The following is a 26,484-nucleotide window of genomic DNA, read 5'->3' as shown; positions in this document are numbered from 1 at the left end:
CGGTAGTGACCACTTGAATTAGCATGGGCTATTTCCTGGGTATCGGAGTCAGCACTTAAACCTTACTCAGGGGCGTTATCGCTGACTGAGCGGTCATTCGAACAAACGATGCGAGTGCCCGCAACGGGTCGATATCCGTCGGCGGTAACCACTCGCAACGCGGCAGCAACTTCGTGGCAAGGCAAAACTATCGTGAAACACCGAGTCGGTACGTCCTATGCCATCGAGGATCGCTTGAAAGGGATCACCGGCGCCTTCTTGCTCTCGCAATACCGAGCCCAATCTTCCATCATCGTTCGGCGCCTTTCAAGCATGTCTCCACGCCGATATGCCCCTTCCACCTTATTCTCCACGGCATGCGCGAGCGCCATCTCGGCAAGCGAATCGGGATAATCGGTGGACTCCGCGACCCAATCGCGGAACGTCGACCGAAATCCATGCACGGTTATCCCGTCGTAACCCATGCGTTCGAGCACGTTGAGCATCGCCATGTTCGACAGAGGCTTCCCCTTTCTCTGCCCGGGAAACAAGTACCCGTGCGCGGCCGTCCTTAACGCCTCGCGAACGATCCGTACAGCCGCCGCCGACAAAGGCACCCGCAACTCTTTCTCCATTTTCATGCGGTCCGCAGGCACCGTCCAAACGCGGCGTTCGAGATCGAATTCCTCCGGCCGAGCAAGCAGCGCCTCCGATGTGCGCACGCACGTAAGGATGAGCAAGTGCAACACGCGCGCGGCCGGCGCTTGTCGCTCTGCGAGCTCGGACATGAATGCGGGAATTTGAGTGTATGGCAATGCGGGATGATGTTTAACGCGTCGCACCCGGTCGCGCTTAGGCAAGATTTTGTCGAGGTGGCCACGCCAACGCGCCGGGTTTTCGCCGCTGCGCTTGCCGAGCGCCTTCGCTGCATCGAGGATTGCTTCAATTCGTCCCCGCACGCGGCTCGCCGTCTCCGGCTTCTTGAGCCAGATGGGTTGGAGTATGCGCACGACCATCGGCGTGTCAACGTGGCGCACGTCAACCTTGCCGATAATTGGATAGGCATACGTCACGAGTGTGTTCTCCCACTGCTGCGCGTGTTTCTTGTTTTTCCAACTGCCTTTATGGCGGGCAATGTAGTCCGCTGCTGCCTGACTGAACACCAACGCATCCGGCGCCGCCAGAGCGGCACGCTCACGATCGGCCTTGCGCGCCTCAATAGGATCGATGCCTCCGGATAGTAGCTTGCGGCAGCGGGCAGCTTCAGCCCGCGCTTCCGCGAGCGAGACCGACGATAGCGGCCCGAGCCCCATCTCGCGCGAGCGCCTTGCCAGCATGTATCGGAAGATCCACGAGCGCGAGCCACTTGCAGAAATTTGCAGATAGAGTCCACCGCCGTCGACGTAGTAACCGGGGTCGACTTCGCGCGCGACACGCAAAGCGCTGAGGCGATGCAGTTGACCGGAGCGAGCCATCTCTACCCCCAAACCTACCCCCAAATGATGCTGCGATTATGTGGGTAGCCAGGAGAGGCGGCAAGAAGATTGACACCCCCAAAACGCCCGCCAGATCAGGCTCAGCGGGACTTTGCGGGAATCGGCGAGAACGCCTGAGAAGCTTGACTGGCGGAGAGAGGGGGATTCGAACCCCCGATAGGCTATTAACCTATACACGCTTTCCAGGCGTGCGACTTAAACCACTCATCCATCTCTCCGGGAGCCGCAGATTATAGCAGAGTTCGCCGCACCCAAGCACCCCCTCTACGGGTGCCGGATATAGTCGACGAGCGCCCGCGTGTACGCATCGGGCGGCCGATCGAGCAAGCTGACGACGATCGCCGTCACGAACCCCGCCGGCACGCCGAACACGCCTGAGCTGATGGGCTCGATCCCGAACCACCTCGCCCCTGCCACGCCGGTCAACTGCGCAAAAAACGGATGCGTCGAAACGATGTAATAAAGGCAGACGCCGAGCCCCGCCACCATCCCGGCCACCGCCCCAAGCTGAGTCGTGCGCTTCCAGAACACCCCCAACACAAGCACCGGAAAGAGACTCGAGGCCGCGAGCGAAAACGCGGCGCCGACGAGGAAAAGAATGTTCCCCGTATTGAGCGAAGCCACATACGAAGCGAACAACGCCACGCCAAGCAGCAAAAACTTCGACATCGTCACGCGCCGCTGCCTCGACGCAGCCGGATCGACCATGTGGTAGTAGAAGTCGTGCGACAGCGCATTGGCGATTGTCAGCAGCAAGCCGTCGGCAGTCGAAAGCGCCGCCGCGAGCGCACCAGCCGCGACGAGTCCCGATATCACATAAGGCAGCCCCGCAATTTCCGGCGCCGCGAGCACAATCATATCGGGCACCATTTGAATCTCGGACCAACGAACGATTCCATCGCCGTTCGTATCCGCGACGCTGATCATCGCCGGCTCGATGCGATGCCATTGCGTCACCCACCCCGGCAAATCGGCAAACATGCGCCCGACGAGATGCGTCATGACTTCGTATCGGATCAGCACCGCGAGCACGGGCACCGTCAGATAAAAAAGGGCAATGAAAAACAACGTCCACCCGACAGAACGGCGCGCCGAAGCGACAGACGTCGTCGTGTTATAGCGCGACAGAATGTGCGGCAAACTCGCGGTGCCAAGCGAAAGGCAGAGCAGCAACGACAGAAAATTGCGCTCGCGAATCGTGCGCTGCGCATCGTTCGCAGCCGGAAACGGCTCGTAGATCGGCACAGGATCCGCCGCGTGCGCGAGCATGTCGTCCCGCTCTCTCGCCCACATCACGCGAGCCGCCGCGGCATCGCGCGGAAACGCGGCGAGCGCGGTCTCGAGCGCATGAACCTCGCGCAACGGGCCATTGCGGCGCCGTAATGCATCGAGCTCGCCCGTCAGCTTGGACTTTTCCTCGCTATATGAAGCAGGCAGGGCCGCGATTCGCATGTCGATCTGAGCCGCGCGCTCGCGGTACCACGCACGCACGCTGCGTTCTTCGCGCGCGTCGCGCACCTGCCGATCGAGCGACTCCATGTGCTCCATCATTCGACCGTACGTGCGCTGCGGCAACCATCCAAGCCCATCCTTGTGCGCGATCATCGCAACGGGAATCAGCATCGCGCTGATGAGGATCACGTACTGGGCCACCTGCGTCCACGTCACCGCCCGCATGCCGCCAAGAAACGAGCAAACGAGAATGCCGGCCAGCCCGCAGGCAATGCCGATCGCGAAATCCACGCCGATGAAGCGCGTCGCAATCAACCCCACGCCTTGAATCTGCGCAACGAGGTAGACGAACGAGCAGAGAATCGCGCAGACGGCGGCGAGTCCGCGCACGAGGTTGCTCGAGAAGCGCGTGCCGAGGAAATCGGGAATCGTATAGCGCGCGAGCTTGCGAACGTAAGGCGCGAGCAGAAACGCGACGAGGCAGAAACCGCCCGTCCACCCCATCAGATAGGCAAGGCTCTCATAGCCCGTCGTATAGAGCGAACCGGCCAACCCGATGAACGATGCAGCCGAGAGCCAGTCGGCAGCCGTCGCCATGCCATTGAAGAACGACGGCACGCGTCGCCCGGCGACGTAGTACTCGACGACATCCGAGGTACGCGAAAGCACGCCGATGACAGCATAGACGGCGATCGGAAGAAACAAGAACACGTAGCCGACCCACGGGCCCGGACCGATCGATCGCTCGACTCGCCACATCGAATAGATGAAGATGAAGAAGCCGATCGTGTACAACGCATAAGCATGCACAAGGCGATTGACGAGCTTCATCGATCCCCTTCCCGCTCCGGCTCCCGTGCCGGATCGGCCGCGGCCGCTCGTCTCAGCGCCTTATCGGCGAACGTCATCAGCACGATATAGACGACGATCAACGCGAGATAAATCAGAATCGCGCCTTGCGCGCCGAGATAGAAAGGCAGTCGGAACCCAGCAATACGCACAGCCGAAAGCTCTCGCGCAAACAGCGGCACGACAAACGATACGCAAAATCCGATAGACATCAGCACGCCAATCGACACGAGATTGAAGCGCCAATAGCGGCGATGCGCGAGCGCCATTGCTTTCGAAACCGATGGCGGTTCGATTAGCGATGGAGAAACTTGGACGGAATCAGAGGGTCTTGGCGCAGCCATGCGCCTATGTATCAAAAAGGCGCGGCGTGAGCAATCGGGATTGCCCGTGTATGGCGGGCGGCGCCGTGCATCAGCAAGCAAATTCGTCACGGGCTGCCGATCGCGCAAGCGTCCTATTTTTCGACCGGACTCCTTCGAGGCAAGACTGTCGCCGCTAGATTCGCGGCTCGGTCGTGAAACCACAGCCCGCTCGAATGGCCCGCGGGCGACAGACGAAAAGGAGTCACACGATGAAACATCCGGATTTGGCCACACACATGGTATCGCTTTGTGATGAAGAGCCGCAGAACAATGCCCTAGGATATTGCTCCAGCACTGCTCGCAGCCCAGATGGGATCGCAACGCTCACTCCGCTGGGGACTGGCTGGTCGAGGTGGGCGCTGCGAGGAACCAAGGTAGTCGTCAAATGGTTGAACCTTGCGGGCGCGCCCGAATTCCTGCATGTGCTTGATGGAGAAACGACACGGTTGATCAGGTTGCCTCGCCACCTGCTTCAACGATCCCCCGCGGATGTAGTGACGCTTAGAACGGCAAATGCGCCGCAGTATCCCGCCGGTTTGGTCGTTTACTATGGAACAGCCTCGGCACTGTGGGGCAACGCAATAAGCGTTACGCCGCTCGGGAGCTGGAGATACGCTTTGCCAGCCGGTGCTACGGTGGAAATCCAAAACCTCAGCGACCCGGCCAATCGGGCCAAAAACGGTATCTTCGTATCGCAGTCGAGCGTAGCAGAATCGTCCCACGCCAGCGTGACCTTTCTGAAGGATTCGCCGGCCGGATAGCGAGCGCCCTCGATAGATGCGAGACACGCGGCGACGCGACGCGCTGCCGCAAGCAGCCCGTCAGGGCAGCCATCGCAATGGCCACCCTGCCCTCAAGCGCCGCGTGTGGCCACCTCGTCTGCAGGCCATCCCCTCACCGCACCTCGGCCAACTGCTCGAGAATGGCCGGATTCTCGAGCGTCGACACATCCTGCGTGATCGCCTCGCCTTTCGCGAGCGAGCGCAGCAAGCGCCGCATGATCTTGCCCGAGCGCGTCTTCGGCAGATTTTCGCCAAAGCGGATGTCCTTCGGCTTCGCGATCGGCCCGATCTCCTTGGCCACCCACGCGCGCAGCTCGTTCGCGAGCGTCACCGCCTCCTCGCCTTGCGGACGCGCACGCTTGAGCACCACGAACGCCACCACCGCCTCGCCCGTCGTCTCGTCCGGCCGCCCCACCACCGCCGCCTCCGCCACCAGCGGATTGGCCACCAGCGCCGACTCGATCTCCATCGTCCCCAGCCGGTGCCCCGACACGTTCAGCACGTCGTCGATGCGCCCCATGATCGTGAAGTAGCCCGTCGCCTTGTCGCGCACCGAACCGTCGCCCGCCAGATACAGGTCGCCCCCCAGCTCGGCCGGGTAGTAGCTCTTCTTGAACCGCTCAGGATCGCCCCAGATCGTGCGGATCATCGACGGCCACGGCCGCTTGATCACCAGGATCCCGCCCTGCCCGTTCGGCACCTCGTGCCCCGTCTCGTCCACCACCGCCGCCATGATCCCCGGCAGCGGCAACGTGCACGAGCCCGGCACCAGCGGCGTCGCCCCCGGCAGCGGCGTGATCATGTGCCCGCCCGTCTCGGTCTGCCACCACGTGTCCACCACCGGGCAGCGCGCGCCGCCCACGTTCTCGTAGTACCAGACCCACGCCTCCGGGTTGATCGGCTCGCCCACCGTGCCGATCACGCGCAGGCTACTCAGGTCATAGCTTTTCGGGTGCGCCTTCGCATCCGCGTCGGCCAGCTTGATCAGCGAGCGGATCGCCGTCGGCGCCGTGTAAAAGAGGCTCACCTTGTGCCGCTCGATCATCTGCCAGAAGCGCCCGCCGTGCGGATAGGTCGGCACGCCCTCGAACATCACCTGCGTCGCGCCCAGCGCCAGCGGCCCGTACGCGATGTAGGTGTGCCCCGTGATCCAGCCGATGTCGGCCGTGCACCAGAACACGTCCTCGGGCTTCCAGTCGAACGCCCACTTGACAGTCTGCGCGGCCCACAGCAAGAAGCCGCCGGTGCTGTGCTGCACCCCCTTGGGCTTGCCCGTCGAGCCCGACGTGTAGAGCACGAAAAGCGGCTGCTCGGCGCCCACCCACTCCGGCTCGCACGTATCGGCCTCGTGCGCCACGAGCTCGTGCAGCCACAGGTCGCGCTCGCCGTTCCACTGCACCGCGCCGCCCGTGCGCCGGTACACGATCACGCTCTTGACCGCCTCGCAGCCGCCCATCGCCAGCGCCTCGTCCGCGATCGCCTTCAGCGGCAGCGCCTTGCCGCCGCGCATCTGCTCGTCGGCCGTGATCAGCGCCACCGCCCCAACATCCACAAGCCGCTCGTTGAGCGACTTCGACGAGAACCCGCCAAACACCACCGAATGCGGCGCGCCGATGCGCGCGCACGCCTGCATCGCCACCACGCCCTCGATCGACATCGGCATGTAGATCACCACGCGGTCGCCCTTGTCGATGCCGCGCGCCTTCAGCGCGTTGGCCAGGCGGCACACGCGCGCGAGCAGCTCGGCATAGGTCACGCGCGTGACCGTGCCGTCGTCGGCCTCGAAGATGATCGCCGTCTCTCCGCCGCGGCCCGCCTCGACATGGCGGTCCAGGCAGTTGTACGACGCGTTGAGCTCGCCGTCTTCGAACCAGCTGTAAAACGGCGCGTTGGACTCGTCGAGCACTTTCGTGAACGGCTTTTTCCACGTCAGCGTCTCGCACGCGAGCTTCGCCCAGAATCCCTCGTAATCGCGCTCCGCTTGCGCGACGAGCGCGCGGTAGGCGTCCATGCCAGGAATCGCGGCGTTGGCGACCGTCTCGGCGGACGGTTCGAAGACGCGGCCTTCCCGCAAAACCGACTCGATGGTGCTCACTGGTGTCTCCTCCTGTCTTTCACGATGCATGTTGCCGAATAGGGCTCGCCCCGACTCGCCTTCATTGCATTTGCTCGGCGTTCGTCTGCGGCAATGGCCGCGAGCTTTGGTGCGACGGCATATGCGCCAAACTACCGCCCCTCTCTTACCCAAAACTTACTAGCGTGCGATGTACGGGCAATCCCCGATCATCCCCGCTGTCGCATCGCGCGCCACCCTCATGGCCGCTGCTCGACGGCGGCGCATGGCAGCCGCGGCGTTCTGCCGCATACGCCGAGGTATCGAATTGATCCCACGGGGATTTCCTCCGGGGGCCCCAAAGGGTGCCCCCTCCGGTCATCACTGCCCTTCATCGATGACGGCGCCGCGGCAGCTCGCGAATCTGATCGTTCGCGGCGCGCGGCGCCAGCAATCGTTCGTAGACCGAAAGATAGTCCGCGGCCATGCGCGCAGACGTGAAGCGAGACTCGAACCGCTCGCGGCAACGCGCACGGCTCAATTCGTCGATCCGATCGATCGCCCGCACGGCGCCATCGACATCGTCGACAATGAAACCCGTCACGCCGTCCTCGACGATCTCAGGTATCGCGCCGCACCGGAACGCGATCGTCGGTGTTCCAGAGGCCATCGCCTCGATGATCACCATCCCGAACGGCTCCGGCCACTGCACCGGAAACAACAAGGCGCGCGCATTGGCGAGGAGTTCGATCCGTTGCGCCCCGCCCACCTCACCGAGGTAATCGACGAAATGCTCGCTTGCTTCGAGCTGCGGCAAGATCTGCTCGCGGAAATAGCCTGTTTCTCCCGGATGAACCTTAGCGGCCATCTTCAACGGTAAGCGCGCGCGACGCGCGATTTCGATCGCGAGGTCGGGTCGTTTTTGCGGCATCATCCGCCCGAGAAACAACAAGTAGTCGCCCGGCGATCGGTTGAGCGCGAGCGCATCGCGGCTGAGCCCGTGATGAATCGTCGCCTGCCAGTTCGCCTCCGGCACGGGCCGGCGCTGATCGTCCGAAATGGAAACGAGCGGCGCCTCCGAAAACTCTCGAAAAAGCGGACCATGATCGATGGGCAGCAACTGACCGTGCATCGTCGTGACGTGCGCGCAGTTGAGCCGGCGCGCGAGCGGAAAATGCAACGGGTCCCCATGAAAATGGATCACGTCGAAACGCGCCGCGCGTTGCGCCACCGCTTCGAGTTCACGCACGTGATGCGTCAGCGTGTCCCAGACGTTGGCGTCGCGCCAAAGACCTCGAGGACAGAGCGGAACGAGCTCGGCGGAGGTCGATGAATCAGCCGTCGCGAAAAGCGTGACGCGATGTCCGAGCCGAACGAGCTGCTCTGTCAGATAGTGGATGACGCGCTCGGTCGCGCCGTAGCCGTGCGGCGGGACCGCTTCGTATAACGGGGCGACTTGCGCAATGCGCATCTTGGGTCTCCTGCTCCTCGGCGAAGCGCTGTCCATGCGGGGCTACGCTCACATGCCCCCTCATCGGAAGCACGGTCTATGCCCGCCGCTCGGAGACACGTCACTATCGTCCTAGCCGCTGGCCTGCCGACTGCTAATATCGGAATTGGGTTCCCAATGACACAATCCGGAGCAAAGACATGCACTACCTGTTGTTTTATGAAACAGCGCCCGACTATCTCGAGCGTCGCTCCCAGTTTCGCGCCCAGCATCTGGCCCACGGGTGGCTAGCCGCCGATCGCGGTGAATTGCTGCTGGGCGGAGCGCTCGCGGATCCCGTCGACGGCGCGATCCTTCTCTTTCAATGCGACGACCCGGCGATCGTCGAGGAATTCGCCCGCAACGATCCGTACGTCGCGGCGGGCATCGTAACCAGTTGGAAGATCAGGCCGTGGACCACCGTCGTCGGCGAGCGCGCGGCCACGCCGATCAGGCAGACCACGGGAGGGATGGAGGCACAGGAGCGTTCCAGGGACAACGGTTCGTGACGCATCTCGTTTTTTTCTGCGGCCATGCCGGCACGGGCAAGACGACGGTCGGCAAGCGCCTGGTCGGCCCGCTCATGCGGGCGACAGGCGAGGCGTTCTGTCTGCTCGACAAGGACACGCTCTACGGCCACTACAGCGCCGCCGCGATGGGGGCGCTGACGGGAGACCCGAACGATCGGGACAGTCCGCTCTATCTGCAGCATTTGCGCGAGCCCGAGTACCGCGGCCTCATCGATACCGCGCGGGAGAATCTGCAGCTCGGCATCAGCGTCGTCATCGTCGGCCCGCTTTCTCGCGAAGTGCGCGATCGCCGGCTTTTCGACCGAGCATGGCTCGGCGTGGCCGACGACGTCGTCATCCGCATCGTCTGGGTGTACACGTCGGAAGAGACGGCTCACGCGCGCATCATCGAGCGCCACAACCCGAACGATGCCTACAAGCTCGCGCATTGGGACGAATATCGGCAGCGGCGTTTCGTGCCGACGGGCGCGGCGCGCGAGGGGCTGTTGATGTTCGACAACACCGCGCCGACCGCGGACGACTTCGACGCCCTGCTGCGCGCCATCGTGAGCGGTCCGGTGTGAGCGCGGTGGCTATCGGATGACGTTCAGACCATCGTGGCCGCTTTCGCGTCGAGCACCGCCCCTTCGTAGAGTTGACCGAATCGATTCGCGAGAAACTCGCGCAGCGATACCTGCTCCTGCCGCACGAAGCCGCTTTGCGGCAACCTGCCCTCGCGAAACAGATCGAGCACGGCGCACATGGCGCCTGCCGTCGTGATTTGAATCGCGCTCATCGGCATGCCGCAAACGGTCTTGGCAAACACCTTGCGCGTAAAGACGTCCTGCACGAGGAGACCGTCGCGCATCCCGGTCACGGTCACGAAAATCAACACCACGTCCTGCGTCGTTGACGGCACGGCGCGGCGCAGGATCGACTTCAAGGTGTCGCGGTCGCTCGCGAGGCGCAGATCCTCGAGCAGGAATTGCATCAGATCGCGATGGCCCGGATAACGGACGGACTTGTAATCGAGCGTCTCGACGCGCTCCGCCAACGTTTCGCATAGCGTTCCGAGGCCGCCGGACGTATTGAATGCTTCATACTCGATGCCGTCGAGCGAGAAATGCTCGAGCCCCTCGAGCGGCTGAACCCAAAGCCTGCGCGAATCGCGAATCGCCTCGCAAGGTTGGCAGTACTCGTTGATGAGCCCGTCGACGCTCCAAGTCAGGTTGTACTTCAGGGCGTTCGTCGGAAATGCCGGCAGCGCGCCGACGCGCATCTTCACTTCGCGCACGTGCGAAAACCGATTAGCGAGCTCGTGAGCCGCGATGCCGATAAAGCCCGGCGCGAGGCCGCATTGCGGCATGAACGCGTGCGACGCGCCCTCGGCGAGGCTGCGAATGGCCTGCGTCGCGCGCACGTCCTCCGTCAGATCGAAGTAGTGCACGCCCGCCCCCTTCGCGGCCGCTGCCACGTTGACGGCGAGGTAATACGGCAAAGCGTTGACGAGCGCGTCGAAGCCTTTCAACGCCGCCTTGATCGCGTTCGCGTCGGCCGAGTCGACCCGCTCCGTCGCGATGCCCTGACTCGCGAGCTTTTCGAGCGCATGCGCATCGCGGTCGAAGGCGACGACCTCGTAGTCGCCCGTTTCGCGGAGCATATGGGCAATGGTATGGCCGATCAGCCCGGCTCCTGCGACGGCTACTTTCATGCGGTTCTCCTTTTTTTCCCGTTGTCAGAGTCGGTCCATGCGCCTTCTCCCCGCGGTGAAGACGGAGTCAAAGACGGGAAGTAAGGCGCGCACCGACGTTGAAAACAGTCTAGAGAGGCGCCGAAACAGAAAATAGGCCGAGATCGACGTTAACGCGTCCCTGTTTCGTCGAAATGACGAGCGCGAACGACGTTTAGTCAAAACGAGAACGGCTTGGCCGCGTCACCCGGCGATCGTGCCGCGATCGATCTTCCGCGCGAGGATGATCGAGGTGGTGGTTCGCTCGACGCCCTCGAGGGCGCCGATCTGGTCGAGCAGCTCGTTGAGCCGCTCGGGAGAATCGGCACGCAGCCAGGCAACATAGTCGAACTCGCCGCTCACCGCGCAAAGAAGCTGGATTTCAGGCATCTTGCCGAGCCTTTTTTGCACGTCGGGGCCGTACTTCGGGGCGAGGATGATCCCGACGTAGGCGTTGATACTCGCGTCGAGGACGTCCTGGCCGAGCCGCACGCCATAGCCGGCGATCACCTGGTTGCGCTCGAGGCGCTCGAGGCGCGCAAGCACCGTCGTGCGCGCGACGCCGAGCCGGCGCGCGAGATTGGCGACGCTCTCGCGCGCATTGGCTTGCAGCAGCGCGATGAGGTTACGATCGAGTTCGTCCAGTTGATCGAGGCGCGGCGGTCTCATGAGCAAAAAGAATACGGTCAGGTTTCATTTGTAAGCGCGTATCTCAATGCTAACGGGTCGTCGCGCATTGGTGGTACAAATAGTGCCGGCACGCCTCGCGCGTCCCGGAGCAGGACTCGCCTGGTCGAGCCCGGCGCCCGCGCCCGGCTTTCTTCCATACGACAGGAGTTCGTTGAATGAAAAAAACACTCGTCATTCTGGCATGCGCACTTGCGGCGAACGGAGTCTTCGCGCAGGCTTCGTCTCCGGCCGCGGCATCGTCGGCCGCCTCTCCCGCCGCGAAACACGAAGCGCGGATCGAAGACCGAATCAGTTATCTGCATCAGCAGCTCAAAATCACGCCTGCGCAGGAAGATCAATGGAAGACGTTCGCCGACGCGATGCGCGACGACGGCGAAACGATGGGGCAGCTCTACGAGCAGCGCATCAAGAACGCATCCACGCAATCTGCCATCGACAACATGCAGGACTACGCGAATCTGACCCAGGCGCACGCCGACGGCATCAAGAAGATTCTTGCCGCGTTCCAGCCGCTCTACACCAGCCTCACGCCGGAGCAAAAGAAGCTCGCCGACGACACGTTCCGCGAGCGGATGGGCCCGCGCGAGCATCGTGGGGCCCACGCGAAATCGCAAAAATGACCGAACTGAAAGACGTCGACCTGCGCACTGATCCGGCGGCGGCCCGCTATGTCAAAGACGAGACTGTCGCGGTCGAGTTTGCGGTAGCCCACGGCGAGCTGATGAGCCTCGAAGGCCCGAATCGCTACTCGCCGGGCGATGCGCTCGTGACCGGCACGGGCGGCGCCCGATGGGTCGTCGCGCGCGAGCGTTTCGACGCGAAGTACGTGCCGGCCGTCACGAGCCTGCCGCATGGCGAGGCCGGCCCCTATCGCAACCGCCCCAACATCGTGCTCGCCAAGCGCATGGACGGGCCGTTTTCGATTGCGCGCTCGGCGATGGGCGACGTGCTTCGCGGCGACGCCGGAGACTGGCTCATGCAGTATGCCCCCGGCGACTACGGTGTCGTCCAGGCGCGACGATTCGCAGCGGTCTATCGACCGGCGGACTGAGCGTCGAATTCCTCTAAAGAGCCAGCGAAGCGGGGCCGAGCGAACGGCGCTGCTTGGCGCGCTTTGAGCAACCTGGGCTCAGGCGAACTCGTCAGCGAGGTCGACGTCGATCTCGCGCGGCACCGCGACACCGCTCGCATATTGCTCTTCCAGCGAACCGAGCGCGGCCTCCACATACGCACGCAGCACCGCGAAGCTGCGGCCACGCAGCCTGGGCGGTTGCGCCAGATAGCGGGCAAACGCGGACCGAGCGAAGCGCACGGTCAATGTGATGCGGCGCGCAGTGGCGCCGAAGCGCATCGCCACCCACTGCACCGCGAGTTCCGGGGAACCATCGCCCGCCGCGCGCTGCACGAACAGTGTCTGTTCCGGAAAGAGATCGCTGATGACGCGTGCGAGCCCTTCCAGCTCGGCGTCGGCGAATTCATATCGGTACGGCTCCATCGTCGTTTTCTCTTCTCTTGTCTTTCCGGTCGGCCCGCCTGCCCTCAGAGTGCGGCGGGCCAGCCCATCAGGCGCATCTGACCGATAGATGCCGCGATACCGGATAGCGATTACGCCTGCTACGCTAAGCGGCGCTCGTCGACGCCCGAGCCACGAGTTCGCCAGGCAGGCACGCTTCGCCGAGCGGCGCATTCGCACCCTCGATGCGCTCGTGCAGAAACTCGACGGCCCGGTAGCCGATCGCATACGTCGGTTGACGGATCGCCGTGATGCCGATCAACTCGGCCCATTCGGGGTCGTCGATCGCCATCAATGCAACGCGCGCCTGCCAGTTTGCACCCAATCGCGCATGCAGATGCAGCGCGAGCGAGAGCGCGACGGGACCGTTCGCCGCGAAGCATGCGACACGCCTGGCGCCTGCCGCCCGTTTCGCGTCCAGATAGGCGTCGAGATCGGCGTAAGTGCGCGCAAGCGCGTCGGCGTCGGCAAGATCGAGGACGACCGTGCGGCCTTCGAGCGGCGGCGCATCTTGCGCCCTTATGCGGCGCGCGTCGTCGAGTGCCTGGCGGAACGCCATTTCGCGCAGACGCCGCGAGCTGACCTGCTCGAACGGCTGGACGACGAAGAGGATGTCTTCGAAGCCCCTTTCGATCAGGTGCCGCATCCCGAGCTGCACGGCAGCGGTATTGTCGAGCCCGACCATGTCGGCCTCGAGCCCGTCGACCTTGCGATCGACGAGGACAGCCGGCGTGCCGCCCTCGCCGAGCCGCCGCAGCGCCTCCTCCTCCACGCCGAGCGCGTTGACGATCACACCCTCCACGCGGTAGGTCGTCATGAGTTGCAGATAGCGGCGCTCCATCTCGAGCTCGTTCGCCGCATTGCAAACGAGCGGCATGAGTCCGAGCGCGTGGCACGCCGCTTCGACGCCGCGCAGCACTTCGACCGTGTACGGATTCGTCAGGTCGGCAACGAGCATGCCGACGAGCCGGTTGCGGCCGCGCTTCAAGCCGCGCGCCATTTGATTCGGCCGATAGTCGAGCCGCTCGATGGCCGCCTCGATTCGCGCGCGCAGGTCCGACGAGAGCACGTTCGTCTCGCCGTTCAGATAACGCGACACGCTCGTCTTGCCGGTACCGGCCTCACGGGCGACGTCGCTGATGGTGGCGCGACGCGGCACGCCCGGTTGTCCGATGTTCATGACCGTGCCCCCCGTTTCACGACGTCTCCAGGTTTTCTGCAAGCTTTGCGAGATGCTTGAGCCAACGCAAATCTCCTCGTGGGAAAAGTCGAAAGTGAGCCCAAGACAAGCAGGAGCAATAGAAAAAAGCGCGCCGCGGCGCGCTTCCCAACTTGTACGGTGGCGCGATGATAGCGCAGCGTCGCTCGCCGCACCACTCGTGCAAGCCTTCTAACGCCTATACGAACTGATAGGGAGCCCGGTGGCGCGCAGGAGCTATGCCTCGAAATCGCGGCATCGAGCGACGCGGCTGACCGTACCCGCGCGAACAGAGGCCGAGACGCAAGCTCGTCACGGCTTCAGCACCTCAGGATTCGCTACATTGCGCGAAAGCCGGTTTGCCAGCGCATCGACGAGGTTTTCCGCCGCGCAGCGCGCCATCGCATGCCGCGTTTCGTGCGTGGCCGAGCCGATGTGCGGCAGCGCCACGACGTTCTTCATTCGCAGCAACGGCGAATCGACGGGCAACGGCTCCTCCTCGAACACGTCCAGGCCGGCACCGGCGATCGTGCCGTCGGAAAGCGCCGCGATGAGGGCCGCTTCGTCGACGGTCGCTCCGCGTGACGCGTTGACGAGAATTGCGCTCTTTTTCATCGAGCGCAGCTCGCGGGCGCCGATCAGATGACGCGTCTCGTCGGTCAGCGGCACCTGCACGCAGACAAAGTCCGACTCGCCGAGCAAGCGCGCGAGCTCGACACGACGCGCGCCGTATGCTCGCTCGGCCGCCTCGTTCGGGTTGCGATTCGTGTAGAGCACGCGCATGTTGAAGCCGAGCGCGGCCCGCCGCGCGAGGGCGCCGCCGATGCGGCCCAGGCCCACGATGCCGAGCGTCTTGCCCTGCACCTCGACGCCATATTGCGCCTCGCCGATGCTGCCCTTCCAATGCCCCGCCTTCACCCAGTCGGCCAATTCGACGACGCGCCGCGCCGTCGCGAGAACCAGCGCGAACACCGTGTCGGCCGTCGATTCGGTCAATACGTCGGGCGTATGCGTCAGCACGATGCCGCGCCTCGTCAAGTCCGGCACGTCGAAATTGTCGATGCCGACTGAAACCGTCGACAGCACGCGCAACCGCTTCGCGGGCTCGAGCATGGAAGGCGGGATCTTCACACTCGCGCCGATCGCACCGTCGGCCTGCGCGAGCGATTCGGCGAGCGCGGCGACAAAGGTCTCGCGCGAATCGAACTGCTCCGGATAGACGATATCGACTTGAGTGTGCTCGCGCAGATAGGCGAGCACGTCCGCGGGCAGCGCTTTATAGACGACGATTCGAGGTTGCATGGATTCACTTTCCAGGTGCGTGAGCATGCGCGGCGAGCGCTTGCGGACGATCCGGGTGCGCCTTCACCGCAAGCGTCAACAAGACGGCTCCTACGAGCGCCGCGCTCATGAAGGCGTACGAGGCGGCAGGCGAGCCGGTCGCGCCGTTGAGGTAGCCGACCACATAGGAGCCGACGAACGATCCCAGCGCGCCCATGCTGTTGATGAGCGCCATTGCGCCGCCCGCCACGTTCCTCGGCAACAGCTCCGGCACGATCGCGAAGAATGGCCCATACGGTGCGTACATCGCGGCGCCCGCCACGACCAGCAGCGCATAGGACAGCCAGAAGTGCGTCGTGCCGAGCATGAACGACGCCGCAAAGGCCACCGCGCCGATGAGCAGGAACGGCCAGACGAACGCCTTGCGCACGCGAAGCTTATCCGACGCCCAGGACGCGCCGAGCATCGCGATCGTCGCGCAGAGGTACGGCAGCGCGGAGAGCCACCCTGTCGCCACCATGCCAAGCGTCGAGCCGTGCTTGAGGATGGACGGCAGCCAGAGAACGAAGCCGTACACGCCGATGCTCCAGCAGAAGTACTGCGCACAGAGCTTGACGACGGCCGGCGAGCGAAATGCTTCCGCGTAGTTGCGCACCGGCTTGATGGTGGCCTGCTCGGCCGCAAGCGCGGCTTCGAGATCGCGCTTTTCGTCCGCGGCGAGCCAGTTCGCATCGTGCGGCTTGTCCTTGACGAGACTCCACCAGCAGAAGGCCCAGACGACGGCCGGCAACCCTTCGGCGATGAACATCTCGCGCCACCCGAAAGCATGCACGAGGTAGCCCGAGACGACGGACATCCAGAGCACGGTCACGGGATTGCCGAGTATCAGGAACGTATTGGCGCGCGATCGCTCAGCCTTCGTGAACCAGTTGCTGAGCAGGATCAACATCGACGGGAAGACCGCCGCCTCCACGACGCCGAGCAGGAAACGGATCGCAATGAGCGAAGGAATGTTGGAGACGACGCCCGTCAGCGCCGCGCAAGCGCCCCATAGCAAAAGGCTGACGAAGACCAGCTTGCGCACGCTGCGGCGCTCCGCATAAACGGCGCCGGGAATCTGAAAGAAGAAGTAGCCGAGGAAGAAAAGCGCGCCGATCAGAGAAGAAAGCGCGGCGCTGATTCCGAGGTCGTGGCTGATGCCGGCGGCCGAGGCGAAGCCGAAGTTCGCGCGGTCCAGATAAGCGAGGCTGTACGTGATGAAGACGACCGGCATGATCGCCCACCAGCGGCGCGGCGCAAGCGTCGCTGTCGCCGGCGGAAGGTTGCCGATGGAAGTATCGGAGTGATGCGAATGCGCTCGAGATTGGGGATGGTTCATGCCTGTCTCCTGTTTGGGAACGCCGCGCCGTGCTCGCCTTGCCGGGCAGCCGGCCGTTCTCGTCGTTTAGCGGCCGTTCGTGGCGGCCGCCGAATGATTTCGTGCAGTATCGTCGATGAGCCGCCTTGAAGCGTCAGGCGGGGGTGGCTGTCTGCTCGATGCGGTCCAGCTCGGCCCGCGTCGGAAAACCCTCCGAATCGCCGATGACCTGCACCGCCAGCGCACCGATGCGATTGCCGCGAACGACGGCGTCGGCCAGCGCACGGCCCTCGAGCAGCGCGCTGATGACACCGACGGCAAATCCGTCGCCCGCGCCGACCGTATCGACCACCTGCGCCACCGGTTGCGCGGCCACGTAGCCCGAGCCGTCGGCCGTGCGGAAGTAGGCGCCGCGCGCGCCGAGCTTCACCACCACGCCGCGGGCCCCGGCATCGAGGTAGAAGCGGGCGATCTCTTCGGGAGTGTCGAATCCGGTCAGAATCGCGCCCTCGCCGATGCCCGGCAGAACCCAATCGGCCAACGCGGCCAAGCTGTTGAGCGAAGCCACCATGGCCTCGCGCGACGGCCATAGCGTCGGCCGCAGATTCGGATCGAACGAGATCGTCTTGCCTGCCGCGCGCATTTCGCGCGCCAGGTGAAACGCGAGGTCGTGCGACGAAGCCGAAATCGCCGGCGCGACACCGGTCAGGTGCAGGTGACGCGCGGCGAGCGCGTACTCGGCCGAGTAGTCGTCGATCGACAGATGGCTCGCGGCCGAGCCTCTGCGAAAGTATTCGATGCTCGGGTCCAGCCCGCCGATCTCTTTCGACTTGAGCTGGAAGCCCGTCGGGTACCGCTCGTCGACCGTCACGCGCTGCGCGTCGATGTGCTCCTTCGCGAGCGTATCGAGCACATAGCGGCCGAACGAATCGTTCCCGACGCGGCTCATCCAGCCGACCTTGAAGCCGAGACGCGCAAGCCCGATCGCGACGTTCAGGTCCGCGCCGGCAATGCGTTTCGTGAACCGGCTCACCTGCGCGAGCGGCCCCGGATCGTCCGCGACGAAAAGCGTCATCGCTTCGCCGTAGGTCAGAACATCCAGTCCAAAAGCACGAGGGTCGTGAGATTGTTTCATCGTAAAACTAGTCTCGGTTTGGTTCGAAGCGTTCAGCCAAACCGGCCCGAAGGCCGGATCTGGGCGGTACTCGTCTCATGCCGCGGTAAGCCAGGCGACGCGCCGCTTCGCGTCGTCAGCGAGATCGCTCTGATCGAGCGGAAATTCGATGCCGCGCGGGACGTCGCGCGGCAGCACGGCAAAGAGCGCGGCGATGAACGGATCGTCCGCGGCCGGCGCCGTGGCGAAGCGGCGCATGCCGCTGCCGGCAACGCCCTTGCAATGGATGTACTCGACACGCGGCGCGAGCACGCGAGCCGCCGCGAGGGGCAGCTCGCCCGTCCAATGCCAGTTGCCGATATCGAACGTCATTCCGACAGCCTGACCCGCCCCCTCCTGCTCCAGCGCGGCGAAGAAAGCGACGAACCTCGCCAGCGATCCGTCCGCGGCACGCTGCCCATTCTCGACGACGACGCGGGTGCGGCCGCCCGCCGTCGCGCGGCTGATGTTCACCGCATCAGCATAGCTCGCGAACGCGCCCAGCTGCATCTTGACGAAGCGGGCGCCGAGCGCATCGGCCTCGGCTTGAGCCGATGCGAGCGCGTCGGCGTCGAGTATGCCGCGTTCGTCGTAAAGCGTGGCCGGCGTCGAATAAACGGTCCAAAGTCCGCGTTCCTCGATCTCGGCACCGAGCCGCGCGAGCGCGTCGAGCGACGCATCGCTTTCGCCCGCAATCAGTTCGCGGCGCACTTCGAAGCCGGCGGCACCGGCATCGGCCGCGACCTTCACCCATGTGCGATGGCCGGAACGGCGAACGGCCTCGATGCCGAACGCACTGGCGACTATGACAATGTCGGCCATTTGAAAAGACTCTCCACTTCTCCGGTTCACGCCGTCGTCAGAGCGACGCCGGGGCTGGAACCGGTTCCAATTCGATCGGTAAAAAACCGAGCGATGACGCTCGGTACGAACAATGATGCCTTCCGAGGGCCGATTGTCGCCATAGTGGAAAGCCCTAGCGTCAGCGCACATTTTGTGTCTTTCCTGTCTCGGCCGTCTGCGCCAGGCAAAGTTCGAGAAAGGAGGCCGCCGCGCGCGACGGCGCCCCCTCGTGCGGCACGAGAATCGAGAAGCGCCGGGTAAGCGGCCGAGGCGCGAGCGACAGCCGCAGCAGCGCGCCGTCCTCGTGCCGCATCGTCATTTCGGAGACGAACCCGACGCCCATGCCGGCGCGCACGGCCTCCTTGACCCCTTCGACGCCCGCCACGGCAAGCGCCACATGCATCGCGACGCCGGCCTCCTCGAACGCCTGCTCGACATCCTGCCGCACGCCGGAGCCCTCCTCGCGCAGCACGATGGGATAGGCGCCGACCTCGGCGATCGTGGCGCTCTTGCTATGACCGTCGGCATGGATCGCCAGCGGGTGACCGCTGCGGACGATGGCTACGATTTCGTCTTCGTGCCATGCGTGAACGCCCGTGCCGTGCGGCAAGTCCGCTACGACCGGTCCCTCGATCATCGCAATGTCGAGACTATCGAGCGAGCCGACGATTTCGCCCGTGTTGCCGCTGAACGTCTCGATCGAAACGTTTGGAAAACGCTGGTGGAATGCCGCGATGAGGTACGGCAACAGGTAGCTCGCGGGCGTCGTGCTCGCGCCGACACGCAGCGTGCCATGCGCAAAACCGCGCAACGCATCCCGGTAAGCCAGCGCCTGCCTGTGCGTCTCTCGCACGCGCAGCGCGTATTCGGCAAGCTGTCGGCCGCTCGGCGTGAGCCGTATTCCACGGCCGTCGCGACGATAAAGCGGCTCGCCGAATTCGTCTTGGAGCAGCCGCAACTGGCCGGAGACGGCCGGTTGCGACAAATGCAGCGCTGTTGCCGCCCGGCTGATGTTCAGGTGCTCGGCTACCGCGGCGAAAGTTATAAGCTGATCGGCTGTCATAGGCCTCGAACTATCGGCTGAGCCAATATCTTACTTCACAAATGACGATTTTTCATAACGATATGAGCGAATTAGCATAAGGACCATCGTAGTCCCGGAAACCCGTTTTCGCCTGGAGGCCACCCATGTCCAGCCCATCGACGCACCCGGCGGCGCATGCACACCGCGCCGGCGCCGCGCACGGCCCGCTCAACGGCATCCTTTTCGTCGCCCTTTTCGCCGCAGCGGTCACGCGGCTTGCCGCCATGCCGGCTATCGCCGGCCTGGGCGTGAGCCCACTCATCGTCGGGATCGTCGCGGGTGCGATCTACGGCAATACGCTGCGCGCGGGCATGCCCGCGCACTGGGCCGCCGGCGTGAACTTCTCGGCGCGGCGGCTCCTGCGCATCGCCGTCGCGTTTTTCGGCTTGCGCGTGAGCCTGCAGGAAATCGCGCAGGTCGGCCTGCCGGGGCTGACCGTCTCGCTGCTCGTCGTCGTCAGCACGCTGGCGATCGGCATCTGGGTCGGCACCAGGCTGCTCAAGCTCGATCGCGACACGGCCATTCTCACGGCCGCCGGCAGCGCGATCTGCGGGGCCGCGGCCGTGCTCGCGTTCGAATCGACGCTGAACTCGAAGCCCGAAAAGAGTGCCGTCGCGGTCGGCAGCGTCGTCCTGTTCGGCACGCTGTCGATGTTCGTCTACCCGCTCGCGTATCGCGCGGGCTGGCTCCACCTCGATACCGCCGGCGTCGGGCTCTTTTTCGGCGGTACGATTCACGAAGTCGCCCAAGTCGTGGGCGCGGCGAGCAACGTGAGCCCGGAGGCGACGCACGTCGCGACGATCGTCAAGATGACGCGCGTGATGCTGCTCGTGCCAGTCCTGCTCGTGCTCGGCGCATGGCTCGCGCGGACGGCGACCCGTGGCACGGGGAATGCGCAGGCGCCACGCAAGGTAGCCGTTCCCTGGTTCGCGCTCGGGTTTCTCGCCTGCGTCGTCGCGAACTCGCTGCATGCGCTGCCGAGCGCCGCGACGCAAGCCGTCAACGCACTCGATACGTTCGCGCTGACGATGGCGATGACGGCGCTCGGCATCGAGACGCAGCTCTCGCAAGTGCGCAAGGCCGGCCCGCGCGCGCTCGCGACAGGGTTCATTCTTTACGTCTGGCTCGCGGTAGGCGGCCTTGCGATCACGTGGGGGGTCGAGCGCGTGCTGGGCTGACCATTCGACGAGGAGGGCAAGCGATGGCGTACGAGTTGTACTACTGGGACGGGCTGCAAGGCCGAGGCGAGTTCGTGCGGCTCGCGCTCGAAGAAGCGCGCGCCCCATATGTCGAGGTGGCCCGCGGGCGTCCCGAGGACGGGCTTGGCGAGGGTGCGATGCTCGCGCTGATGGACAGCAAGGACGAGCCCCACCTTCCCTTCGCGCCGCCGTTCCTGAGAGACGGCGACCTCATCATCCCGCAGACCGCGAATATTCTCTTTTACCTCGGTGAGAAGCTCGGACTCGCCCCGCGAGACGATCTGCGCTACGTAGTGCACGGCCTGCAGTTGACGATCGCCGATGTAGTGACGGAAGTCCACGACACGCATCATCCGATTGGCAGCGGGCTTTACTACGAGGATCAAAAAGAAGCGGCCAAAGCGCGCGCGACCGACTTCATCGATCACCGCATGCCGAAGTTCATGGGCTATTTCGAGCGCGTGCTGAAGCAGAACCCGAAGGGCGACGCCCACCTGGTCGGCAACTCGCTGACCTATGCCGATCTCTCGATGTTCCAGCTCATCGAAGGTCTCCATTACGCGTTCCCGCGTGCGACGAAGCGCTTCCGCCAGCGTTATCGCAGGCTGGCGGCGCTACGCGACGCCGTGGCGGCGCGGCCGAACATCGCCGCCTACCTCGCGTCGGAGCGGCGCATCCCGTTCAACGAAACGGGGATATTCCGGCACTATCCTGAGCTCGATCGCAGCCCGGGGTCGGACTGAGCGCGGCTCGATGCTATTCTTGCGCTCGACCGATCTCAGCCAAGGCCGCCGTGCTCTCATTCCTGCTTCGCCTGCGTACCCGCGCCCAAGCGTTGTTCAGCCTCTCTGAGGCGCACACGATGCTGCTTTGGGCCGTCGTCACAGGCGTGCTGGGGGCGTTCGCGACGGCCGCGTTCCGCCGCTGCATCGACTTCTTTCAATGGGTCTTCACCGGCCGATGGGGTAGCTTCGTCGAAATGGCGCGCGCGCTGCCGTGGACCATGCGCATCTGGCTGCCGGCCATAGGCGGCCTCATCGCTGGTTGCTTCCTCATCTTGGCCGCGCGCCACGCCGATAAGCGCGCGAACACCGACTACATGGAAGCGATCGCGATTGGCGACGGCGTGGTCCCGATCTGGCAAAGCCTCTGGCGCAGCGTCTCCTCGCTCTTCACGATCGGCTTCGGCGGCTCGATCGGCCGGGAGGGCCCGATGGTCCAGCTTGCCGCGCTCGCCGGCTCGGCCATCGGCCGACTCGTGCATTTCGACCCTCAGCGGTTGCGCCTGCTCGTCGCCTGCGGCGCCGCGGCCGGCATCACGTCGGCCTACAGCGCGCCGATCGCAGGTGCGTTCTTCGTCACCGAAATCGTGCTCGGCTCCATCGCGATGGAAAGCTTCGGCCCCGTCGTCGTGGCGTCCGTCGTCGCCAACATTACGATGCGCGAATTCGCGGGCTACAAGCCGCCATACGAGATGCCCGAGTTTCCGGCGATCGCGGGAGTGGAAGTGCTCCTCTTCGTCGCGCTCGGCTTTCTCTGCGGTGCGGCGGCGCCGCAGTTCCTGCGCCTGATCGACGTTTCGCGGGCGAGCTTCAGGCGTCTGCCCGTTCCGTTGCCGGTGCGGCTCGCCGCGGGCGGCCTCGTCGTCGGCATCATCTCCGTCTGGGTACCGGACGTCTGGGGCAACGGCTACAGCGTCGTCAACTCGATACTCCATTCGCCATGGACGTGGGTGTCGCTCGTCGCCGTCTTGATCTGCAAGGTCGTCGCGACGGCCGCCACGGTCGGCTCGGGTGCCGTCGGCGGGGTGTTCACGCCGACGCTGTTCGTCGGCGCGACGCTCGGCTCGCTGTTCGGGCTCGCCGCGCATTCGATCTGGCCGCACGGCACCTCGGGCGCCTTCGCCTATGCGATGGTCGGCATGGGCGCATTCCTCGCCGGCGCAACGCAGGCGCCGCTCATGGCGATCCTGATGATCTTCGAGATGACGCTCAGCTATCAGGTCGTTTTGCCGCTGATGCTCTCATGCGTGGTCGCGTACTTCGTCGCGCGCGCCATGGGCAAGACGTCGATGTACGAAATCACGCTGCGGCGGCACGCCGACGAGCAAGAGCGCATGCGCCTGCGCGCGACTCAGATGCGCGAACTGATCAGGCCGGCCGAGACGATCGTTCCGCTGACGGCGAGCGTGCAGGAAATGACGCGGATCTTCCTCGAGTACCCGGTGAAGTACCTCTACGTGACCGACGAGGACGGCTGTTTTCGCGGCGTGGTGGCGCTCAAGGACATCACGTCGGACCTGCTCGAAAAGCGCGATACGTCGTCTTGCACGGCGGCCGACTATCTGCAGCCCGAATTCGCGATTCTCACGCCGGACATGCCGATCAGCGTGGCCTTGCAGCACTTCCTCGCGTTCCAGGGCGAACGCTTGCCCGTCGTCGCCAGCGTCGACGCGCCGAAACTGATGGGCGCCGTCTACAAGACCGCCCTGCTCGACGCCTACCGTCGGATGAATCCGACGCCGTAAGCGCGGCGCCGAGGCGCGCAAGCGCCTCCTCCTCCCTCACCCCATCGGATGCGAAAGCGCGGCGTTTTTTCTACAATGAAGTAACGACCGCAAAAATGCGCAGGGTTCCGCGCAAAACGAAGCCTGACGAGCGCTTAGCGGCCGATTCGTCGATTCGGAGCGAAGATGAGCGAACCGTCCCTCGATGCCGTGCGGCGCGACCATGCCGGCTGGATTTTCGTCCACATCGAAGGTGAGCCGTACGACCGCGGCGAGCAACACGGGCAGCTGCTCGCAACCGAAATTCAGAATGCCATTCGGACTGCGAAATATCTCGCGCGCTGGGATACGGGCGAGGATTTCGAGACGTTCACGGCGGCGGCGCTCGAGCAGTTCGGGCCGCGGCTCGACACCGAGTTCAGAGACGAGATCCAGGGCATCGCGGCGGGCGCGAAGCTGCCGTTCGCCGAGGTGCTCGCCTGGAACGGCTACATGGACTTGCTGCAAAGCTGGTGGCCGACGAAGGTCGCCGCGCGCGAGCCTCGACTCGGCATGAAGCCGTGGCGCGGGCGCCGCGGCCATCATTGCAGCGCGTTCATCGCGACGGGCAGCGCCACGCGCGACGGCGGCATCGTCATGGCGCACAACTCATGGGACCGCTATGCGGCAGGCGACGCGTTCAACGTCGTCTTCGACATCGTTCCGGATTCGGGCCATCGAATCCTCATGCAGGGTCTACCCGGGTGCATCTCGAGCCTGACCGACTTCTGGATCACGTCGGCCGGTCTCATGGTCACCGAGACGACGATCTCGAATTTCGCGGGCTACAACCCGGCCGGGGCGCCTGAATTCTATCGCTCGCGGCGCGCCACGCAGTATGCGAACTCGATCGGCGAATGGTGCGAGATGTTTGCCGTGGCGAACAACGGCGGCTACGCGAACAGCTGGCTGCTGGGCGATCTGAAGACCGGTGAAATCGCACGTTATGAGCTCGGTCTTCACTATTCGGGATTCGAGAGCACGAAAGACGGGTTTTACAGCGGCTACAACACCGCGACGGATCTGAAAATCCGCAACCAGGAGTGCATCGGAGAAGGAGAGGATTACACCGACGTCCGCAAGAACGGCGCGCGGAGGCTGCGCTTCATGCAGCTCGCCGACCAGCACCATGGCAAGATCGACATCGAACTCGCGAAGCAGATGATCGCCGATCACCACGATGTCTATCTCGACCGCGGCGACAACCCATGCTCGCGCACCATCTGCGGGCATCTGGAGCTCGACGATGCGCGCTTCGGCGGCTCGGACCAAGGGCCGTTCAATCCCTGGGGCGCCAACGACGGCAAGGTCGTCGACAGCAAGATGGCGCACGAGCTCGCCTTCTGGGCGCGGTGGGGACATCCTTGCGGCAGGCCGTTCGACGCGCAGGCGTTCATGAAGCGCCATCCGCAGTGGAACTGGCTCAACGGATACATGCGCGACCGGCCATCCTGGCCATGGACGCGCTTCGAAGTGCTGCGTTAAGGGGGCTCACAACTGTCCTTGGCACGAGGCATGCTGCTTGTTGGCCGACCGCTGACAGAGTCAATCAGCGACATGCCGTATCGAGAAGGAGGTCGAGCATGAAAGTCTCGACAGTGACGACTATGGCCTTGCTTTCGGCATCGTGCTTCGCGGCACCGATACAAACCACGGCGCTCGACAGCCTCACCGCGCGCGCCGCGATCGCGGCGGCGCGCGCAGACGCCGCGCCCGTCGCTCCGCCCGCGCCCGAAGTCGCCGCGGACGCCAACTTCGCGAAACAACACTGGGCGCGCATCAAACTCCCGAAATCCCACAGTCTAGCCAGCCACTTCGCGCCGCACGAGCGACAGTCACGGACTTGAAGCTCCAAGCGTGCAACGGAACGGTCGACGGAGAAAAATACCCATGACGACATCCGCAATCCCCGAAGAACCCATCGATTTGCAGATCGCGGACGTGCTGCATGCCGTCCGTTATCCGGCCAACAAGGATGAGATCGTCGAAGTGGCGCGCGCGGCCGGCGCGAGCAATGAGCTCATTTCGATTTTTGATGGCCTGCCCGAACAGGATTACGCGAACGTCGATTCGGTCACGCGGCTGATCGGCAGCAATTATGGGCCGGGGGTGTTCTAGTCATGCACTAGCTCTCTGACTCCGCTCGACGCCGGTTCGCGCCGGCAGCGAGCCGCATCGCATCACGTAGCTCTCTGCTACACCGCCCCGCCCGCGTTTCAGTCAGCGCAATAGCAAGCGAGCGAAGAATCCGGCAAGCACCGTTTTGCTGACTTCGTCGGTCACCGTCTGCGGATCGGTCATCCGAAAAAATTGCATGCCTTCACAGAGGCTCACGAGCCCGAGTGCCAGGGTATCCGGCGGCAGCGGCAGCGGCGTGCCGACGCGTTCGGAGAACGATTGGATGTAGGCCGCGATCCACTCGAGCTTTTCATTTCTGAAAGCATTGAACCGCAGCCGGAATCGCGCATCGCGGCTCGCCAGCAGCTTTGCCTCGACCCAGAGTGGGAAGAAATCGTCTTCGAGTGGGAGCTGGCTGTAGTACTCGACGGCGCGCGCTTCCATCTGCTCGCGCGTGCCGCCCTCTTCCATGATCGACTGAAAGCTCGCCTGCAGGTCGTCGCGCTCGCGCCGCAAGAGCTCGATCAGCAGTTCCGATTTGCTGTCGAAGTTCGAGTAGAACGCACCGCGCGTGTAGCCGGCGGTCTCGGCGATGTCCTCGACGCTCGTGGCGACGAACCCTTTCTTCATGAACATCGCGCGCGCGGCCTCGAGCAGACGCTCGCGCGTCTGGTCCCGGCTCTCTTCGCGTGTCAGGCGTTTTCGCTTCATGTCGAAAATTTTAGCATCGCGGCACGCTGACATTCAGCTTTGCACTCAAATACAACTATGTATTAGAATGCATCCGTAAATATGAGACG

The 26,484-nt window shown here is 64.2% G+C and carries 26 protein-coding genes and 1 tRNA gene; 11 read left to right on the top strand and 16 right to left on the bottom strand.

Going from position 1 to position 26,484, the window contains the following annotated elements:
* Positions 1–215: 215 nt before the first annotated feature.
* The 4 genes from C9I57_RS26500 to C9I57_RS26485 all read right to left on the bottom strand — a co-directional run bounded on the left by C9I57_RS26500 (position 216) and on the right by C9I57_RS26485 (position 4,045).
* Positions 216–1,454 (bottom strand): tyrosine-type recombinase/integrase, encoded by a 1,239-nt coding sequence (locus C9I57_RS26500; protein WP_107153553.1) that lies wholly within the window; start codon positions 1,452–1,454, stop codon positions 216–218.
* A gap of 148 nt (positions 1,455–1,602) precedes the next feature.
* Positions 1,603–1,693: transfer RNA gene (locus tag C9I57_RS26495), tRNA-Ser, on the bottom strand.
* A 46-nt stretch (positions 1,694–1,739) separates the two neighbouring features.
* Entirely contained in the window at positions 1,740–3,758 is a 2,019-nt protein-coding gene (locus tag C9I57_RS26490; RefSeq protein ID WP_107153552.1) for a sodium:solute symporter family protein, read from the bottom strand.
* Entirely contained in the window at positions 3,755–4,045 is a 291-nt protein-coding gene (locus C9I57_RS26485) for a DUF4212 domain-containing protein (RefSeq protein WP_308836377.1), read from the bottom strand. The genes C9I57_RS26490 and C9I57_RS26485 overlap by 4 nt, the downstream gene beginning before the upstream one ends.
* Positions 4,046–4,350: 305 nt before the next feature.
* Between C9I57_RS26485 and C9I57_RS32535 the strand changes: the two genes are divergently transcribed.
* Positions 4,351–4,902 (top strand): hypothetical protein, encoded by a 552-nt coding sequence (locus C9I57_RS32535; RefSeq protein WP_146166269.1) that lies wholly within the window; start codon positions 4,351–4,353, stop codon positions 4,900–4,902.
* A gap of 133 nt (positions 4,903–5,035) precedes the next feature.
* Here the strand turns inward: C9I57_RS32535 and acs are convergent, their stop codons facing one another.
* Both acs and C9I57_RS26475 read right to left on the bottom strand, forming a co-directional pair.
* The gene (acs, locus tag C9I57_RS26480) at positions 5,036–7,018 is read right to left on the bottom strand and encodes an acetate--CoA ligase (RefSeq protein WP_107153550.1); all 1,983 of its coding nucleotides are present in this window, start codon (positions 7,016–7,018) and stop codon (positions 5,036–5,038) included.
* Between the two features lie 349 nt (positions 7,019–7,367).
* Entirely contained in the window at positions 7,368–8,447 is a 1,080-nt protein-coding gene (locus C9I57_RS26475) for a glycosyltransferase family 4 protein (protein ID WP_107153549.1), read from the bottom strand.
* Between the two features lie 179 nt (positions 8,448–8,626).
* On the opposite strand from C9I57_RS26475, the gene C9I57_RS26470 reads away from it, so the two are divergent.
* On the top strand, positions 8,627–8,974 hold the full coding sequence (locus tag C9I57_RS26470) for a YciI-like protein (RefSeq protein WP_107153548.1): 348 nt from the start codon (positions 8,627–8,629) through the stop codon (positions 8,972–8,974).
* The gene (locus C9I57_RS26465; protein WP_107153547.1) at positions 8,971–9,558 is read left to right on the top strand and encodes an AAA family ATPase; all 588 of its coding nucleotides are present in this window, start codon (positions 8,971–8,973) and stop codon (positions 9,556–9,558) included. Before C9I57_RS26470 ends, C9I57_RS26465 begins: the two co-directional genes overlap by 4 nt.
* Positions 9,559–9,581: 23 nt before the next feature.
* Here C9I57_RS26465 and C9I57_RS26460 read toward each other — a convergent pair whose 3' ends face one another.
* Positions 9,582–10,685 (bottom strand): saccharopine dehydrogenase family protein, encoded by a 1,104-nt coding sequence (locus tag C9I57_RS26460; protein ID WP_107153546.1) that lies wholly within the window; start codon positions 10,683–10,685, stop codon positions 9,582–9,584.
* A gap of 222 nt (positions 10,686–10,907) precedes the next feature.
* Positions 10,908–11,372 (bottom strand): Lrp/AsnC family transcriptional regulator, encoded by a 465-nt coding sequence (locus C9I57_RS26455; RefSeq protein ID WP_107153545.1) that lies wholly within the window; start codon positions 11,370–11,372, stop codon positions 10,908–10,910.
* 176 nt (positions 11,373–11,548) lie between these two features.
* Here C9I57_RS26455 and C9I57_RS26450 point away from each other — a divergent pair, with 176 nt between their 5' ends.
* Positions 11,549–12,013: a Spy/CpxP family protein refolding chaperone gene (locus tag C9I57_RS26450; protein ID WP_107153544.1), complete on the top strand. Its 465-nt coding sequence runs from the start codon at positions 11,549–11,551 to the stop codon at positions 12,011–12,013.
* Positions 12,010–12,444 carry a PGDYG domain-containing protein gene (locus C9I57_RS26445; RefSeq protein WP_107153543.1) on the top strand — a complete coding sequence of 145 codons (435 nt, stop codon included), beginning with the start codon at positions 12,010–12,012 and terminating at the stop codon, positions 12,442–12,444. Before C9I57_RS26450 ends, C9I57_RS26445 begins: the two co-directional genes overlap by 4 nt.
* Before the next feature lie 78 nt (positions 12,445–12,522).
* On the opposite strand, the gene C9I57_RS26440 is transcribed toward C9I57_RS26445, so the two are convergent.
* From C9I57_RS26440 to C9I57_RS26410, 7 genes are all read right to left on the bottom strand, one after another.
* Positions 12,523–12,888 carry a DUF3022 domain-containing protein gene (locus C9I57_RS26440; RefSeq protein ID WP_107153542.1) on the bottom strand — a complete coding sequence of 122 codons (366 nt, stop codon included), beginning with the start codon at positions 12,886–12,888 and terminating at the stop codon, positions 12,523–12,525.
* Positions 12,889–13,012: 124 nt separating this feature from the next.
* Entirely contained in the window at positions 13,013–14,086 is a 1,074-nt protein-coding gene (locus C9I57_RS26435) for a LacI family DNA-binding transcriptional regulator (protein ID WP_107153541.1), read from the bottom strand.
* Between the two features lie 330 nt (positions 14,087–14,416).
* Positions 14,417–15,406 (bottom strand): 2-hydroxyacid dehydrogenase, encoded by a 990-nt coding sequence (locus C9I57_RS26430; protein WP_107153612.1) that lies wholly within the window; start codon positions 15,404–15,406, stop codon positions 14,417–14,419.
* A gap of 4 nt (positions 15,407–15,410) precedes the next feature.
* The gene (locus tag C9I57_RS26425; RefSeq protein WP_107153611.1) at positions 15,411–16,658 is read right to left on the bottom strand and encodes an MFS transporter; all 1,248 of its coding nucleotides are present in this window, start codon (positions 16,656–16,658) and stop codon (positions 15,411–15,413) included.
* 238 nt (positions 16,659–16,896) lie between these two features.
* Positions 16,897–17,877: a sugar kinase gene (locus tag C9I57_RS26420; protein ID WP_107153540.1), complete on the bottom strand. Its 981-nt coding sequence runs from the start codon at positions 17,875–17,877 to the stop codon at positions 16,897–16,899.
* 75 nt (positions 17,878–17,952) lie between these two features.
* Positions 17,953–18,717, bottom strand: coding sequence for a sugar phosphate isomerase/epimerase family protein (locus C9I57_RS26415; RefSeq protein ID WP_107153539.1), 765 nt, complete (start codon positions 18,715–18,717; stop codon positions 17,953–17,955).
* A 160-nt stretch (positions 18,718–18,877) separates the two neighbouring features.
* On the bottom strand, positions 18,878–19,801 hold the full coding sequence (locus C9I57_RS26410) for a LysR substrate-binding domain-containing protein (RefSeq protein WP_107153538.1): 924 nt from the start codon (positions 19,799–19,801) through the stop codon (positions 18,878–18,880).
* A 125-nt stretch (positions 19,802–19,926) separates the two neighbouring features.
* On the opposite strand from C9I57_RS26410, the gene C9I57_RS26405 reads away from it, so the two are divergent.
* From C9I57_RS26405 to C9I57_RS26380, 6 genes are all read left to right on the top strand, one after another.
* Complete coding sequence (locus C9I57_RS26405; protein ID WP_107153537.1) at positions 19,927–21,000, top strand: YeiH family protein; 1,074 nt, start codon at positions 19,927–19,929, stop codon at positions 20,998–21,000.
* A gap of 23 nt (positions 21,001–21,023) precedes the next feature.
* Positions 21,024–21,764: a glutathione S-transferase gene (locus C9I57_RS26400; protein ID WP_107153536.1), complete on the top strand. Its 741-nt coding sequence runs from the start codon at positions 21,024–21,026 to the stop codon at positions 21,762–21,764.
* Between the two features lie 50 nt (positions 21,765–21,814).
* Positions 21,815–23,548 (top strand): ClcB-like voltage-gated chloride channel protein, encoded by a 1,734-nt coding sequence (locus tag C9I57_RS26395; RefSeq protein ID WP_107153535.1) that lies wholly within the window; start codon positions 21,815–21,817, stop codon positions 23,546–23,548.
* 165 nt (positions 23,549–23,713) lie between these two features.
* Positions 23,714–25,051 carry a C45 family autoproteolytic acyltransferase/hydolase gene (locus C9I57_RS26390; RefSeq protein ID WP_107153534.1) on the top strand — a complete coding sequence of 446 codons (1,338 nt, stop codon included), beginning with the start codon at positions 23,714–23,716 and terminating at the stop codon, positions 25,049–25,051.
* A 98-nt stretch (positions 25,052–25,149) separates the two neighbouring features.
* Positions 25,150–25,413 (top strand): hypothetical protein, encoded by a 264-nt coding sequence (locus C9I57_RS26385; RefSeq protein WP_107153533.1) that lies wholly within the window; start codon positions 25,150–25,152, stop codon positions 25,411–25,413.
* 43 nt (positions 25,414–25,456) lie between these two features.
* A complete protein-coding gene (locus tag C9I57_RS26380) occupies positions 25,457–25,684 on the top strand; it encodes a DUF2795 domain-containing protein (RefSeq protein ID WP_018441678.1) in 228 nt (75 codons plus the stop codon).
* 102 nt (positions 25,685–25,786) lie between these two features.
* Here the strand turns inward: C9I57_RS26380 and C9I57_RS26375 are convergent, their stop codons facing one another.
* Positions 25,787–26,395, bottom strand: a complete 609-nt coding sequence (locus C9I57_RS26375) for a TetR/AcrR family transcriptional regulator (RefSeq protein WP_107153532.1) — start codon at positions 26,393–26,395, stop codon at positions 25,787–25,789.
* Positions 26,396–26,484 lie beyond the last annotated feature (89 nt).

The sequence above is a fragment of the Trinickia symbiotica genome, assembly GCF_003028655.1.
Classification (GTDB): Bacteria; Pseudomonadota; Gammaproteobacteria; order Burkholderiales; family Burkholderiaceae; genus Trinickia; species Trinickia symbiotica_A.
Note: the sequence above shows the minus strand (reverse complement) of the source record. Positions and strands in the feature narration are given on the sequence as shown.